Source organism: Mesorhizobium sp. M0029 (assembly GCF_040323735.1).
GTDB lineage: Bacteria > Pseudomonadota > Alphaproteobacteria > Rhizobiales > Rhizobiaceae > Mesorhizobium.
Map to the genome: position 1 here is coordinate 93380 of NZ_JAMYVF010000010.1, position 15871 is coordinate 109250.

A 15871-nucleotide genomic window follows, 5' to 3' on the forward strand; every position below is an offset into this window, starting at 1 on the left:
TCCTTCTGGTCTATGCGGGATGGAATATTGCGTCGCGGATCGTGGTTTCAGGCGGCAAGGACGACGCTGTAGGGCACGCCGGCCACCCGGCATGCCTCGGCGACCGCCTGCCGGGCTCGCGCCTTGACTGCCTCTGACACCAGCACGCCATCGGCAAAGTCCTTGTCCGAGGCGTAGATCGCGGTCGGCAGGGTCTGCGCCTCGAAGAAGCCGAACAACGGCCGCAACTGGTGTTCGACGACAAGCGAATGACGCTCGCCGCCGCCTGTTGCCGCCAGGATGATCGGCTTGCCGCGCAGCGACGACGGGTCGAGCAGGTCGAAGAAGTGCTTGAACAGCCCGGTGTAGCTGCCCTTGAAGGTCGGGGAGCCGACCACCAGCACGTCGGCGCCGAGCAGCTGCTCGATAATACCGCGCGCCGCCGGATCGAGATCGCCAAGCTGTCTTGCAGGCGCAAAGGACGGGCCGAGATCCTCGATGTCGAAAACGCTCAAAGCCGAGCCGGCCCGGCTCGCCACCTCACCGGCGATGTGGCTGACGAATGCCTTCGTCTTGGACGGACGGGTCAGGTTGCCGGACCACCCCACCACCAGCTTTTTTGACATCCGAGGCTCCTTCTCGCAAACGCACTATCCGCATTAAGCCTACCGATTTTGTAGAATTAAATGAGCGAGAAGATTTCAAAACCGGGCTCTGAAGCGAATGGAGTTTGCGGTACATCGCCTTTGGTTGGTTCATTTGGCCCCAAAAGCGCCGCGGCAGATGCTGACCCGACCGCACAAGGCATCGCCGGGGACCATGGCCTGGTCCTTTGCGCACTGATGGGTAACGTTGCGAAACCGTCAAGGGCCGGCGGCATTGACACTGCGTTGTGTCAGTGTCGATTGAACCCAATCGCGTGGGCGACGAAGTAGGCAACTGCAATCAAAGAACAGGATACGCGCATGAAGAAGATCGGCTTTCTTTCCTTCGGCCATTGGTCGCCCTCGTTGCAATCGCAGACGCGCTCGGCGTCCGACGCGCTGCTGCAGTCGATCGACCTGGCCGTCGCCGCCGAGGAGCTGGGCGCGGACGGCGCCTATTTCCGCGTCCATCATTTTGCCCGCCAGCTCGCTTCGCCGTTTCCGCTTCTGGCCGCGGTCGGCGCCCGCACCAGCCGCATCGAGATCGGCACCGCCGTCATCGACATGCGCTATGAGAATCCGCTGTATATGGCCGAGGATGCGGGTGCTGCCGACCTGATCGCCGGTGGCCGGCTGCAGCTTGGCATCAGCCGCGGTTCGCCGGAGCAGGTGATCGACGGCTGGCGCTACTTCGGCTACGTGCCGCAGGACGGCAAAAGCGATGCCGACATGGCGCGCAATCATGCCGAGGTTTTCCTGAATGTGCTGCGCGGCGGAGGTTTCGCTCAACCTAATCCGCGGCCGATGTTCCCCAATCCTCCGGGAATGCTGCGGCTCGAGCCGTTCTCGGCCGGCCTGCGCGACCGGATCTGGTGGGGTGCCGCTACCAACGCGACCGCCGAATGGGCGGGCAAGCTCGGCATGAACCTGCAAAGTTCGACGCTGAAGTTCGATGAGGGCGGCCAGCCGCTCCACATCCAGCAGGCCGAACAGATCCGCGCTTATCGCGCGGCGTGGAAGGCGGCCGGCCACACACGCGAGCCGCGCGTGTCGGTCAGCCGCAGCATCTTTGCGCTGGTGAACGACCGCGACCGCGCCTATTTCGGCGGCGGCAGCAGCGAAGATCATTTCGGCTATATCGAGCCTGAGAAGCTTGCCGTCTTCGGCCGCTCCTATGCCGCGGAGCCCGATGTGCTGATCGATCAGCTGAAAGAGGACGAAGCGATCGCCGAGGCCGACACGCTGCTTCTGACCGTCCCCAACCAGCTTGGCGTCGAGTACAACGCCCACGTCATCGAGGCGATCCTGAAGCACGTCGCGCCGGCTCTGGGCTGGCGCTGACAAGAGGCGCCAGCCGCCCGGCAAACAAAGAGATAGACCGTTTCGCCGGCAAACGGTGAAACGCTCTAAGGGAAGAGGCGGCTAGGCATCCGCCTTGAAGGTCTGCTTCTGCTGGCCTAGCCCCTCGATGCCCAGTTCCACCACATCGCCGGGCTTCAGGAACACGGGCGGCTTCATGCCCAGCCCAACGCCGGGCGGGGTGCCGGTGGAGATGATGTCGCCAGGATGCAGCGACATGAACTGGCTGAGATAGGAAACGAGATAGGCGACGCCGTAGACCATGGTCCTGGTCGAGCCGTTCTGCATCGTCTTGCCGTTGACCGTCAGCCACATTTTGAGGTTCTGCGGATCGGCAACCTCGTCCTTGGTGACAAGCCACGGGCCGGTCGGACCAAACGTGTCGCAGCTCTTGCCCTTGGTCCACTGGCCCTGGCGCTCGGCCTGGAAGGCTCGCTCGGACACGTCATGGGCAACGGCATAGCCGGCGACATAATCCAGCGCCTCGGCTTCGCTGACATATTTGGCTTTTCTGCCGATGACCACGGCGAGTTCAACCTCCCAGTCGGTCTTTTCCGAACCGCGCGGGATCAGCACGTCGTCGTCGGGACCGACAATGGCCGAGCTTGCCTTCATGAAGATGATCGGCTCCGGCGGCACGGTGGCGCCGGTTTCGGCGGCATGGTCGGAATAATTCAGGCCGATGCAGATGAACTTGCCGGTGCCGGCGACGCAGGCGCCGAGGCGCGGCTTGCCGGAAACCGCCGGCAGCGAGTTCGGATCGAGCTTCGACAATGTCTCGAGCGACGCCGGATCGAGCGCCTTGCCGGCAATGTCGGCGACATGACCCGAAAGATCGCGGATCGTTCCATCCGCATCGAGCAGGCCGGGGCGTTCGCTCCCTATCTCGCCATAGCGCAGCAGTTTCATCTTGCTCTCCAAATTGCGGCCCAAGGCCGTTTTCAAAACTCGCTCCGCCAAGCGATGACTGGGCGGACTCTGGCTATCGGACCCGACCTGGGGCAAGCCGGACTTTAGAACTGTTCGAGCCTGGACCTGCGGATCGAGGCTATTGCTCAGATCGACCAGCCGCCGTCGATATTATAGGCCTGGCCTGAGGTGTACGTGGCGCCGGCGAGGTAGACGGCAAGGTCGGCGATTTCCTCGGGCGTGCCGAGACGGCCCATCGGCTGGCGGGCAATGAAGGCCGCGCGGGCCGCCTCGTAATCGCCCTGCGCATGCATGCGGTCCTGCAGCGACGGGCTCTCGACGGTGCCGGGGCAGATGGCGTTGCAGCGAATGCCCTTGGCGACATAGTCCGCGGCAATCGCCTTGGTGAGACCGATCACGGCCGCCTTGGAGACGCCATAGGCGAAGCGGTTGGGCACGCCCTTGCCGGCGCCGGCGACGGACGACATGTTGATGATCGAGCCATCGCCGCGCTCCAGCATGCCGGGCAGTACGGCCCGAATGGTGCGGATCATGGCGCGGACATTGAGGTTGAAGGCGAAATCGAGATCGGCGTCCTTCATCTCGAGGATGGACCCGGAATGGACGAAGCCGGCGCAGTTGAACAGCACGTCGACGCGGCCGATTTCGGCGAAGCCGGATGCCACCGCATCGTCGTTGAGAACGTCGAGCTTGCGGGTCTTGATGCCGGAGGTCTTGGCGAGTTCGGCCAGCAGCGCCTCGTTGATGTCGGTGGCGTGCACGATGGCACCTGCCTTGGCGAAGGCCAGAGCGCTCGCTCTGCCGATGCCTTGCGCCGCCGCCGTGACGACAACGACCTTGCCTGCCAGATCCGCCATGCGTTTCTCCTCGCCCTCTTTGGCCACTTCCCGGCCCGATTTAATGCCGGCTGACCAGGGCGTCCTGTGCCAGACAGGCGCGACTATGCGGCCTGCACAATCCATCAGTCCAAAATAACAAATGTTTTTTCTGGTTAAAGAACACACGTCCGGGCGTCAAGCCCGAACGCGATCACCTTCGCGACGGCCGATGTAATGCACATCGCTTGCTCTGATGCAACAACATGTATGACAACCGGGCAACGAGTCGCGCTGCCATGGTTCACTCAAGCACAGCGCGCTTCAGGCGGCATTAGTCGCCGTATGGCACCCAGACGTTCTTCACTTCGACGGCGCGGCGCAGCATGGCATCGCCGGCGGCCTCGTCGGACGTCCAGTCGAGGCTGCGGCCGTTGCCGGTCCAGACGCGCTTGAGATTGCCGACGGAATCGGCCTCCGCCTTGGCGCAAGTGTCGGCATCGGCAAACAGCCAGAGCCCGTCGACATCGTCATGCTTGGCCAGCACGCCGGCAAGCTCCGCCGTGCGGCCGGTGACGATGTTGATGGCGCCTGCCGGAACGTCGGAATATTCGATCACCTGGTAGAGATCGGTGGCAAGCAGCGGGTATTTTTCCGACGGCACGGCCACCACGGTGTTGCCCATGGCAAGCGCAGGTGCGATCAGGGAGATCAAGCCGAGCAGCGGCGCGCTGTCCTGGGCGACGATGCCGAGGACGCCGACCGGCTCGTGCAAAGCGAGCGTGACGGCGCGGGCCGGTGGCTGATGCACCCTGCCCTCATACTTGTCGGCAAGGCCGGCATAGAGGAACAGGCGCTCGATCGATTGTTCCACTTCCTCCCGCGCGGCCTTGGCGTTGGCGCCGGTCAGTTCGGACAAGCGTGCGGTAAATTCGCCGGTGCGGCCGGACAGGTTTTCGGCGAGATAAAAGAGCACCTGGGAACGGTTGTAGGCGGTCGCCTCCGGCCACGCCTTGCAGGCGCGGGCGGCGGCAACGGCGTCGCGGATGTCCTTGCGGCTGCCGAGACCGACTTCGCCGGCGAGCTTGCCCTTGGCAGTGGCTATCGCCAGCGAATAATTGCCGTCGGGCCGCACCTGCTTGCCGCCGATGAACAGTTTGGCCGTACGATCGATGGCGCCGCCATCCGATTGCTCGACGGGCTGCGCCGAAGACGCCGTCGGCTTGATCACCGGGCCGAGCGGCAGTTTTGCCGAGAGATATTCGAACATGCCCTCGCGCCCGCCCTCGCGGCCAAAGCCGCTTTCGCGATAGCCGCCGAAGCCGCAGGCGGCGTCGAACATGTTGGTGCCGTTGACCCAGACGACGCCGGCCTTCAGCTGCGGCGCGACATGCAGCGCGAGGTTGATGTTTTCGCTCCACACCGAGGCGGCCAGCCCATAGCGCGTGTTGTTGGCGAGTTCGATCGCTTCCTCGGTGTTGCGGAAGGTCATGGTGGCCAGAACCGGACCGAACACCTCTTCCTGCGCCAATATGTTTGCAGGCGAAACACCGGTGGCGAGCGTCGGCAGGTGGTAGTAGCCGGAAGACGGCAGCACCGCGTCGGGCTGCCAGCAGACGGCGCCCTGCCTGGCGCCTTCGGCGACCAGACCCTTGACGCGGTCGAGCTGTGTGGCGTCGACCAGCGGGCCGACATCGGTGTTCTTGTCGAGCGGGCTGCCGACGCGAAGCCGGCTCATCCTGACCTTGACCTTGGCGATCAAGGCATCGGCTATGCCTTCCTGCACCAGAAGCCGCGACCCGGCACAACAGACCTGGCCCTGGTTGAACCAGATGCCGTCGACCAGACCTTCGACGGCGCTGTCGAGATCGGCGTCCTCGAAGACGATGAAGGCCGATTTGCCGCCAAGCTCCAATGACAGCTTCTTGCCCGATCCAGCCGTGGCTTTCCTGATGATCTTGCCGACCTCCGAAGAGCCGGTGAAGGCGATCTTCTGGATGCCGGGATGGTTGACGATGGCGACGCCCGCTTCCGGCCCGCCCTGGACGATGTTGACGACGCCCTTGGGCACGCCGGCGCGCTCGCAGATCTCGGCGAACAGGATGGCGGTGAGCGGCGTGAACTCGGCCGGCTTCAGCACCACCGTGCAGCCGGCGGCGAGCGCCGGCGCGATCTTCCAGGCCAGCATCAGCAGCGGGAAATTCCATGGGATGATCTGGCCGACGACACCGACACCCTTGTGGCCCGGAAAATCCTTGTCGAGCGCCTGCGCCCAGCCGGCGTGGTGGATGAAATGGCGGATGGCCAGCGGCACGTCGATATCGCGGCTTTCGCGGATCGGCTTGCCATTGTCGATTGTCTCAAGCACCGCGAACAGCCGCTGATGGCGCTGCATGGCGCGGCCGATGGCGTAGAGCACTTTGGCGCGCTGGTAGCCGGAGGACGCCGACCATTTCGGCAGCGCCTTGGTGGCGGCTGCGACTGCGGCATCTATGTCGGCGGCGCCGGCATCGGAGATCTTGGCCAAAAGCTTGCCGGAAGAGGGTTCGCTGGTCTCGAAAGTCTTGCCGCTGGCCGCCGCCTTCCAGGCGCCGTCGATGAACAGCGCCTTGCCGAAGTCGCGCGCGGCGAGCCAGGCATCGGCCTCGGTGCGGGCTTCCGGCGCCGGGCCGTATTCCATGGCGTGATAGCGTTCGAGAATGTTCATGACGCGCTCCAGATAATCTTCTTGGCAGGCGCTCTGTGGCGCCCCCCTCTGTCCTGCCGGACATCTCCCCCACAAGGAGGGAGATTAGCCTTCGCGCCTGTCGGCTCTGAAACGTCGACAATTGGCGAAATCGTCGACGTTAGCCAATCTCCCCCCAAGTGGGGGAGATGTCCGGCAGGACAGAGGGAGGCGCGAAGGAACACGACGTTCAAGGCCTTCATCCGCCTCACGCCATTGCGTGGCGGTGATTGGCCGAATAATGCCCGGTCAGATGGTGCTCGAGCTGGCGCTCGATGTCGGTGAGGAGGCTCGAGGCGCCGAAGCGGAACAGGTCTGGCTCCAGCCATGGCCGGCCGAGCTCCTCCTTCATCAGCACCAGCCAGTCGAGCGAAGCCTTGGCTGTAGAGATGCCGCCGGCCGGCTTGAAGCCGATGAGAAAGCCGGTCTCCTCGAAATAGGCTCGGATGGCGCGCACCATGGCGAGGCCGACGGGCAGCGTGGCGTTGACGCTTTCCTTGCCGGTCGAGGTCTTGATGAAATCGGCGCCGGCCATCATCGCCACCATCGAGGCCAGCATGACATTGCGCAGCGTGGCGAGGTCGCCGGTGCCGAGAATGACCTTGAGATGCGCATCGCCGCAGGCTTCGCGCATCGAGACGATCTCGTTGTAGAGCTCCTGCCACTTGGCGCCGAAGACCAGGCCGCGCGGGATGACGACGTCGATCTCGTCGGCGCCGTCGCGCACCGATGCCTCGATCTCCTGCAGGCGGGTCGACAGCGGCGCAAGGCCGTGCGGGAAAGCGGTGGAGACGGCGGCGACATGGATGCCGGTGCCGCGCACGGCATCAACAGCCGTCGCGACGAAGGGATGATAGACGCAGACCGCCGCCGGCCGGATTTTCTCGCCCTCGATGCCAAGCCCCTCGACGATGTCGCGGCGGAACGGGTTGATCGCCTTGGCGCATAGGCGGCGCACCCGCTCTTCGGTGTCGTTGGAATTCAGAGTCGTCAAATCCATGCAGGAGACCGCGCGCAGCAGCCAGGCGGCCTGGTTGTCAGCCTTGATCGAGCGCCGCTTTGTGAGGCTGGCGACCCTGCGTTCCAGCGCCGAGCGGTTGACCGAGCGCACCGATTCCATGAAGCCGAGATCGAGCCGCATGCCGGTGTTGCGGGCAATACCGTGGCTTTGCGGAACGGGCGTGTTGGCGGCCGCACGTGCCGGCAGCGGCGTGACCTTGGACGCGCCGAGATCGGCTTCGCGGATTGTGCTGCTCATCTCCTGCCCTTTCGCTCGACGATTTTACGTCGTGGTGCGTGTCGTTGCTCCCGGACCGCACGGCGGCTTTAGGCGACACACACCGAAGATAGCCCGTGAATCGATGCTTCACGAGTCCTTCAAGGGCTCATAACGGAAAAAGGCGGCAAAAGCAGCTGAATTTTGACCACATGGTCAAAACGTCAATCCAAAACGTGGCGCCGAGGCGCCGGCTGATGTCAGCCGACGAAAGCGCGCTCGACGACGAAGGTCGAGGGATGGCTGAGCGAACCCTCATGGAAGCCGAGGCTTTCGGCCATTTCCTTGACGTCCTTCAGCATATGCATCGAGCCGCAGATCATGATGCGGTCGGTCTCAGGATTGAGCTTCTCGATGCCGAGGTCGGCGTAGAACTTGCCCGAGCCGATCAGCGCCGTGATGCGGCCCATCCGCGCCGATTCTTCGCGGGTCGTCGAATTGTAGAGGGTGACGCGGCCGCCGGTCAGTTCGCCGATCAGCGGATCGTTTTCGAGCGCCGCCACCAGTTCCTGGCCATAGGTCAGTTCGGCATTGTCGCGGCAGGTGTGGGTCAGGATGACCTGATCGAATTTTTCGTAGGTATCGGGGTCGCGCAGAAGGCTGGCGAAGGGCGCAATTCCGGTGCCGGTCGAGATCATGAACAGGCGCTTTGCCGGGGTCAGCGCGTCGACGACCAGCGTGCCGGTCGACTTCTGGCGCATGATGACGGTGTCGCCGACCTGGATCTTCTGCAGTTCGGAGGTCAGCGGGCCGTCCGGCACCTTGATCGAGAAGAATTCCAGCTCTTCGTCCCAGGCCGGGCTTGCCACCGAGTAGGCGCGGTACACCGGCTTTTCGGCATTGGGCAGCCCGATCATGACGAACTCGCCGGAGCGGAAGCGCAGCGACTGCGGACGGGTGATGCGGAACGAGAACAGGCGGTCGGTGTAATGCTTCACCGAGACGACGGTTTCGGCATAGACGTTGGCTGGAATCGGGAACTGCAGCGGACGGGCGCCGGCGGTGTTGAGTGCGGATGTGGTGTTCATCAATCCAACTCTGTCTTGCCCAAGCCACTACGCGGGCGCCAAACCGTTTCCTGCGCGCCCAGACCATTCAGGTCCCGGCGAGCCGTTCACACACTCCAAAGCAGTGAGCTCTTGTGTCCAAAATTTATTAGTATACAAACGATATTTGTGTCAAGATACCACGCTAAAACAGCTTTCCAAACTGCGGCATATTCGTAGTTCCGCCATTTCGGATTTCGACAATGAAAGAGAATTTTTCGGTGCAACAACCGGATTCCCTGGGTCACGTCGTTGCCGGCATCGATGTCGGCGGAACCTTCACAGACCTCATTTTGATCGACGGAAATGACGGCGGAAAGGTGCATATCGCCAAGACGCCGACGACGGTCGACAATCAGGCGTTCGGCGTGGTTTCAGCGCTGGGTGCCACAGGCTTTGCCATAGACGGCATCGACCTCATCGTGCATGGCACGACCACCACCACCAATGCGGTGCTGGAACGCAGGCTGGCGAAAACCGGCATGATCACCACGCGCGGTTTTCGCGACGTGATCGAGCTTGGCCGCCGCACACGGCCGCAGCCCTACGGTATGACCGGAAGCTTCGTTCCGATCATCCCGCGCGATCTCCGGCTCGAAGTGTCGGAGCGCGTCGAGGCGTCGGGCGCGGTGCGCACGCCGCTCGACGAGGCCGAGATGCGCGACGCCGTGAAGACGCTGATCGGGGCCGGCTGCGAGTCCCTGGTCATCCATTTCCTGCATTCCTACGCCAACCCTGGGCATGAGCGGCGCGCGGCCGAAATCGCCGCCGAGCTTTGGCCGAACGGCTACATCACGACTGGCCATGCGCTGCTGTCGGAAGCCCGCGAATTCGAGCGCGGCGTGACCGCCGCGGTGAACGCCTCGGTGCAGCCGATCCTCGAGCGTTATGTCGAGCGGCTGCGCAAGGAATTGGCTGCCAAGGGCTATGCCCGCGACTTCCTGATCATGAACGGCAATGGCGGCATGATCTCGGCCCGCTTCGTCACGCGCGAGTCGGCCAAGACCGTGATGTCAGGCCCGGCTTCGGGTGTCATCGCGGCCGCCTATACGGGCAAGCGCGCCGGCTTTGAAAACCTCGTCACCTACGACATGGGCGGCACCTCGACCGATGTGGCGCTGATCCGCAACGCCGAGCCGGCGGTCTCCAACGAGATCGAGATCGAATATGCGATGCCGATCCATGTGCCGATGGTGGCGGTGCATACGGTCGGCGCCGGCGGCGGCTCGATCGCGCGCGTCGATGCGGCCGGCCTGATCCAGATCGGCCCGGAAAGTGCCGGCGCCAATCCCGGTCCGATCTGCTACGGCCGCGGCGGCTTGGAGCCGACCATCACCGATGCCAATCTGGTGCTGGGACGGCTGGCGCCGAAAAAACTGCTGGCGGTCGAAAATCCGGTCACCGTCGAGCGCGTCACCGGCATTTTCGAGAACAGAATAGGCAAGGCCACCGGCCTCTCCGGCGTCGAGGCGGCGGGTGCAATCCTGCGGCTCGGCAACATGAAAATGGCCGGCGCCATCCGCATGGTCTCGGTGTCGCGCGGCCATGATCCGCGCGATTTCGCGCTGTTCGCCTTCGGTGGCGCCGGGCCGCTGCATGCCTCCGCCCTGGCGCGCGAACTCGGCCTGCCCCGTGTGCTGGTGCCGGCGCGTCCGGGCATCACCAATGCGCTCGGCTGCGTCGTGGCCGATCTGCGCCATGACTTCGTCAACACCATCAACCAGCCGGTCGCCGTGCTCGATGAAGCCAGGCTTCGCGAGGTGCTGGAACGTCACCGCGGGGAAGGCGAGGAACTGATCGGCAAGGAAGCGGTGAAGCCGGAAACGATCCGCGTTACGCACTCTGCCGACATGCAGTTTGTCGGCCAGACCCACATCATCAACGTGCCGCTGCCGTCTTCATCGGTGACAAGGCAGGAGTTGCAGGTGCTGTTCGAAAAAGCCTATTTCGCCCGCTTCAAGGTCGAGCTGCCGGAGATCCGCGCCAATCTGGTCAACCTCAACACGTCGGTGACGGGCGTGCGGCCGGCGATCGACCTGTCACGGCTGATCGACCCGGCCGGGCGCGCTGGGACACTTGACGAGGCGCGGCGCGAAATCAGGCCGGTCTGGTATGCCGGACGCTGGCACGATACGCCGATATACGGACGCGAAAAGCTGCCGCCCGATGCCGTCATCGAAGGGCCGGCGATCCTCGAACAGATGGACGCCACCACCGTGCTCGAACCCGGCGACCGCGCAAGATCGGACGCCGACGGCAACATCATCATCGATATCGGCGAGGCCTGAGATGCAAAAGCTCGACGCCATCACGCTTTCGGTCCTGCAGGCTGCCCTCCAGCAGGTCTGCGACGAGATGGATCTCACTTTCTCCCGCGCGGCCTTCTCGCCTGTCATCGCCGAAGCCAATGACCGCTCCGACGGCATCTACTCGGCCGTCGACGGCTCGCTGATCGCACAAGGCAGCCAGGGCCTGCCGGTGTTCGTCGGCGTCATGCAGTATTCGACCAGGACGGTGATCGAGATGATCGCCGCCGGCCGCTGCCTGCCACCTGAGCCGGGCGACATCTATATCGTCAACGATCCCTATCTCGGCGGCACGCATCTGATGGATGTGCGCTTCGCCATGCCGGTCTATCGCGACGGCAAGATATTTTGCTGGCTATCGAATACCGGCCACTGGCCCGATATCGGTGGCTCGGTGCCGGGCGGCTTCTCCGCTTCCGCCACAGCCGTCGAGCAGGAAGGCCTGCGGCTGCCGCCGGTCAAGCTGTTCAAGAAGGGCGTGCTGGACACGGAAATCTACGCCATCATCTCCTCCAACATCCGCGTCGCCGACCAGCGCATCGGCGATATAAGAGCGCAAGCCGCGGCACTGCTGATCGGTCAGGACCGGCTCAATGGAATCCTCGATCGCTACGGGGACGAAACCGTCGTCGGGGCGATCGCCGAACTGCGTCGCCGCGCCGCCGAGCAGATGCGCGCCAACATCTCCGCCATTCCAGACGGCACCTATAGCTCGAAGGCCTTTGTCGACTCGGACGGCGTGGTCAACGAGCCGCTGACCATTGCACTTGCGGTGGAGAAGAAGGGCGACACGCTGACCTTCGATTTCACCGGTTCCTCAAAACCCTGCGCGGGGCCGATGAACAGCGTGCTGGCGACGACGCTATCCTCGGTCTATCTCGCCATGCGCCATATCTTTCCCGATGTGCCGATCAGCGCCGGGGCTTTCGAGCCGCTGATCGTCAAACGGCCAGAAGGCACGTTTCTCGATGCCAAATACCCGCGGCCCGTCTCGGGCTGCGCGGCTGAGGTGTCGCAGCGCATCGCCGAGGCGGTGTTCGCGGCGATGGTGCAGGCGCTGCCGGAAAAGGTGACGGCTGCACCCGCCGGCTCCAGCGGCAATTTCGCGCTCGGCGGCAACGATCCGGCGCGCGGCCGCGACTATGTGATGTATCAGATCTCCGGCGGCGGCTATGGCGGCAATTCCGGCCATGACGGCCTGACCAATGGCTGCTCGACCATCGGCATTTCGAAATCGCCGCCGGTCGAGATTATGGAGCAGGCCTTTCCGGTTCTCTACCGCCACTATGCCTTGCGCGAAGGCTCCGGCGGCGCCGGCAAGCAGCGCGGCGGTTTTGGCCTCGCCTATGAGGTCGAGATATTGCGAGGAGAGGCGCGCGCGTCCTTCGTCATGGACCATGGCCGTTTCGGCCCGCAAGGCGCGCTCGGCGGCAAGGACGGCGCGGTGAACACGGTGACCGTGTTCCGCGACGGCGAGGCACATGTGCCGCCGCATCTGTCCAAGGAACAGGACATCGCGCTCAAGGCCGGCGACCGCGTGCGCGTCGGCACGCCGGGCGGTGGCGGCTATGGCGATCCGCGCCAGCGCGATCCGAAACTGGTCGCCGAGGATGTCCGGCTTGGTTACTACACCGATGAACAAGCCAAAGAGCTGTTCGGAACCTGAGAGCCGACAAGCCCGAGCCGCGTCAGGTCTGCAGCTTGGCCTTCAGCGCATCGGCGAATTTCTGCGCGATCTTCTTGAAGCCGGCGGGATCGGGATGCAGTTCGTTGGCCCAGTCGGCTACTTTCAGCGTGCCTTGCGTGTCGACCAGATGGAAATTGTTTTTGGGCTCGTCGGCCAGGCGCTTCACCACATCGCGGAATGCCGCCAGTGCGTCGTGGACGATGACCGTGCCCTTGGCCACCGTCCAGTTGCAGAAATCGAGCGACGGTTTCAGCCACGGGCCGACACAGGACGGATGCGCTCCGTTCGGGATCGGAAAATCATAGCAATGGCCAAAGATCGGCACGCCGGGCGCGACGCGGTCGCGCAGCGCGAACAAATCGAGATAGCAGGCCTCGACCATGCCGAGCGCCTTGGTGAAGCGGTTCTTGTTCAGCCCGGGGGCGTGGCCGTCATTGAAGTCGAGGAAGATGCAGAACTGGTCGCCGGCAATGTCGTTGCCACCGGCAGAGAACAGGATGGCATCGGGTTTGCCGTCCAGCCAGTTGGCCTTGTTGCGCAGGGCTGAAATCATCCGTTGCTGCTTGGGCAACGACATCTCGTCGGTCGCCGCATCGCCATGATGGGCAAGGTTGAGGATGGTCGGCGGCATCGAGCCGATGCGGCGCAGCTGCGCGATCACGTCGGTGTCGACGAACGGAAAGCCGTTGCCGGTGAGCGGATAGTCGAACCAGGAATCGCCCTGCGCCAGCATCACCAGCGGCCGGTTGGCGACGGCCGCCTCGAGATTGCCGGCGCTTTCCCTTGCGGTTTCGAGCCGCTCGATGTTGGCCTGGTGAACCTTGATGCGCTTGGCGATGTCGTCGTCTATGCGCCGCTGCGCGGCTTCCTGCACGAATTCCTGCTGGTCCATCCCCAGGTCCCTCCCACGACCGTCTACTTCCAGCTGAACATGCGCCCATGTCCATGATCGGTCTGTAATTTAGATCACAGTAAGATTCCTGGGGAAGGACGGCTTGCCGCGCCGTGATCGCCGCAGAGCATGTCGTTTCCGTCTCCGTGGGGCCTGCAAAAGACCATAGACTTCTATCCTTGTTTTCGCGCAATTCCGGACGGGAAACCGCCAACACCTTCCCTGGAATTGCTTAGTCAACGGAGATCAGGAACATGCGTCTTTTCGGTCGTTTCGTGCTTGCCGCTTCCGCCGCCCTGCTGCTTGGGACCGGTGCTGCCTCCGCCGAGAAACTCAGGATCGGGACCGAGGGCGCCTATCCGCCTTTCAACTATGCCAATTCGGACGGCACGCTGGGCGGCTTCGACATCGACCTCGGCAAGGCGCTGTGTGCCGAGATGAAGGCCGAGTGCGAATTCTCCGTACAGGATTTCGATGGTTCCATTCCGGCGCTGCAGGCCGGCAAGTTCGACGCCATCATCAACATCACCATCACGCCGGAACGGGCCGAGAAGGTCGAGTTCACCCACAAATATTACCAGACGCCGCCGGCCATCGCCGTGCCGAAGGATTCGACCATCGCCGGCACATCGCCGGACGATCTGAAGGGCAAGGTGCTGGGCGTGCAGAGCGCAACCATCCACCAGAATTTCGCCGAGCAGAAATACTCCGGCTCGACCGTGAAAGCCTATCCGACGGGCGACGACGCCCGCACCGACATGGCCAATGGCCGGCTCGACGCGATGATGGACGGCTCGATCATCCTGACCGAATGGCTGAAGAAGCCCGATGGCGCCTGCTGCAAATTGCTCGGCACGCTGACCGCCGATCCGGCCATTCACGGCCCCGGCGTCGACATCGCCCTGCAAAAGGGCAACAAGGAACTTGCCGACAAGTTCAATGCCGCAATCGAGGCGCTGCGCGCCAACGGCAAGTACAAGGAAATCAACGACAAGTACTTCGCCTTCGACGTCTACGGGGGTTAATCCCTCAGCCAACCCGACCTCGGCAGCGCCACCCGGCGCTGCCGTTTTCATGAGATGACGGAGAAGTTTCTTGGTTGAGCGGCGCTCCCCTTTCTACACCAGCATCGTTGGCCTCGGCGCCACGATGGGCCGGGTCGGCGGCGACTTCGTCTCGGCCAAAACTTATTCCGGCATCGCCGACGAGCATCTGAACACGCGCAAGAATGTCGGCGTGCAGGATCTCAGCACCATGGGCAAGATGGACATCAAGGGGCCGGAAGCGGAGGCGCTGGTCAACCACGTTATCGTCAACGATGCGGCCGCGATGAGCCCCGGCCAGGTGCGCTATTCCACCGTCTGCCGCGACGATGGCGGCATCATGGACGACCTCACCGTGTTCCGGCTGGCGCCTGAGCATTTCATGCTGGTGACCGGCTCGGTCAACCGGCTGAAGATGCTGCCCTGGCTGCAGCATCATGCTGAAGCGCGAAAGGCCTATGTCACCGACATCACCGCGGCCGTCGCCTTCCCGACCATACAGGGGCCGCGCTCCCGCGAGCTGCTGAAAGCACTGGTTTCGGATGCCGATCTCGATGAGTTGAAACGCTGGGCGTTCACTTCAGGGCGCGTCGGCGAGACCAAAGTCCTGATCTCACGCACCGGGGTGACCGGCGAGCTCGGCTTCGAACTGTTCGTGCCGGCGGACGAGGCGACTTCCGTCTGGGACGCGCTGGTGCGGACCGGCGGCGATTTCGGCTTGAAGCCATACGGCGTGCTGGCCATGTTCACGCTCGGGCTGGAAAAGGCCTATCCGGCGCATGGCATCGACATGGACGAGAGCCGTACGCCCTTCCATGTCGGGCTCGATCGCTGGATCAAGTTCGACAAGGGCGAGTTCATCGGCCGCGAGGCATTGCTCACAATTCGCGGCAAGGGGCTCGACGAACGCTGGACCGGGCTGATTCTCGACGGTGACAAGCCGGCCGCGACGGATGCCAGGGTTTTCGCCGACGGCGAGGATGCCGGTGTCGTCACCTATAGCGATCACGGCTATTCCTTAGGCAAAGTTCTGGCGACGGCGCATTTGCGGCTGCCGTTCACCGCCATCGGGACCGAACTCAGCATCGACATTGACGGCAAGCCGACCCGCGCGGTGGTGGCGCCGATGCCGTTCTTCGATCCTGAAGGCGCTCGGCTGCGGGCCTAAA

General features: G+C 63.7%; 12 protein-coding genes. 5 read left to right on the plus strand and 7 right to left on the minus strand.

Translation table 11 applies throughout. From position 1 onward, the window contains the following. Positions 1–47: 47 nt before the first annotated feature. Positions 48–605, minus strand: coding sequence for an FMN reductase (gene msuE, locus NKJ76_RS17935; protein ID WP_023671307.1), 558 nt, complete (start codon positions 603–605; stop codon positions 48–50). A 339-nt stretch (positions 606–944) separates the two neighbouring features. On the opposite strand from msuE, the gene NKJ76_RS17940 reads away from it, so the two are divergent. Further along, positions 945–1964: an LLM class flavin-dependent oxidoreductase gene (locus tag NKJ76_RS17940; RefSeq protein ID WP_352538004.1), complete on the plus strand. Its 1020-nt coding sequence runs from the start codon at positions 945–947 to the stop codon at positions 1962–1964. 81 nt (positions 1965–2045) lie between these two features. Here NKJ76_RS17940 and NKJ76_RS17945 read toward each other — a convergent pair whose 3' ends face one another. From NKJ76_RS17945 to NKJ76_RS17965, 5 genes are all read right to left on the minus strand, one after another. Further along, complete coding sequence (locus NKJ76_RS17945) at positions 2046–2891, minus strand: fumarylacetoacetate hydrolase family protein (protein WP_023746528.1); 846 nt, start codon at positions 2889–2891, stop codon at positions 2046–2048. Between the two features lie 146 nt (positions 2892–3037). Beyond that, complete coding sequence (locus NKJ76_RS17950) at positions 3038–3769, minus strand: SDR family oxidoreductase (protein ID WP_352538005.1); 732 nt, start codon at positions 3767–3769, stop codon at positions 3038–3040. A gap of 292 nt (positions 3770–4061) precedes the next feature. Continuing rightward, positions 4062–6434, minus strand: a complete 2373-nt coding sequence (locus NKJ76_RS17955; protein ID WP_352538006.1) for an aldehyde dehydrogenase family protein — start codon at positions 6432–6434, stop codon at positions 4062–4064. A gap of 226 nt (positions 6435–6660) precedes the next feature. Then, on the minus strand, positions 6661–7710 hold the full coding sequence (gene deoC / locus NKJ76_RS17960; protein WP_023703681.1) for a deoxyribose-phosphate aldolase: 1050 nt from the start codon (positions 7708–7710) through the stop codon (positions 6661–6663). Positions 7711–7928: 218 nt separating this feature from the next. After that, positions 7929–8756 carry a ferredoxin--NADP reductase gene (locus tag NKJ76_RS17965; RefSeq protein WP_023683551.1) on the minus strand — a complete coding sequence of 276 codons (828 nt, stop codon included), beginning with the start codon at positions 8754–8756 and terminating at the stop codon, positions 7929–7931. A gap of 221 nt (positions 8757–8977) precedes the next feature. On the opposite strand from NKJ76_RS17965, the gene NKJ76_RS17970 reads away from it, so the two are divergent. Both NKJ76_RS17970 and NKJ76_RS17975 read left to right on the plus strand, forming a co-directional pair. Continuing rightward, positions 8978–11062 (plus strand): hydantoinase/oxoprolinase family protein, encoded by a 2085-nt coding sequence (locus NKJ76_RS17970; protein WP_352538007.1) that lies wholly within the window; start codon positions 8978–8980, stop codon positions 11060–11062. Position 11063: 1 nt separating this feature from the next. Beyond that, complete coding sequence (locus tag NKJ76_RS17975; protein WP_352538008.1) at positions 11064–12746, plus strand: hydantoinase B/oxoprolinase family protein; 1683 nt, start codon at positions 11064–11066, stop codon at positions 12744–12746. Positions 12747–12768: 22 nt separating this feature from the next. Here NKJ76_RS17975 and NKJ76_RS17980 read toward each other — a convergent pair whose 3' ends face one another. Then, positions 12769–13659 (minus strand): SGNH/GDSL hydrolase family protein, encoded by an 891-nt coding sequence (locus NKJ76_RS17980; RefSeq protein ID WP_352538009.1) that lies wholly within the window; start codon positions 13657–13659, stop codon positions 12769–12771. A 254-nt stretch (positions 13660–13913) separates the two neighbouring features. On the opposite strand from NKJ76_RS17980, the gene NKJ76_RS17985 reads away from it, so the two are divergent. Beyond that, a complete protein-coding gene (locus tag NKJ76_RS17985) occupies positions 13914–14684 on the plus strand; it encodes an ABC transporter substrate-binding protein (RefSeq protein WP_352538010.1) in 771 nt (256 codons plus the stop codon). A 70-nt stretch (positions 14685–14754) separates the two neighbouring features. After that, on the plus strand, positions 14755–15870 hold the full coding sequence (locus NKJ76_RS17990; protein WP_352538011.1) for an aminomethyl transferase family protein: 1116 nt from the start codon (positions 14755–14757) through the stop codon (positions 15868–15870). Position 15871: the final 1 nt, after the last annotated feature.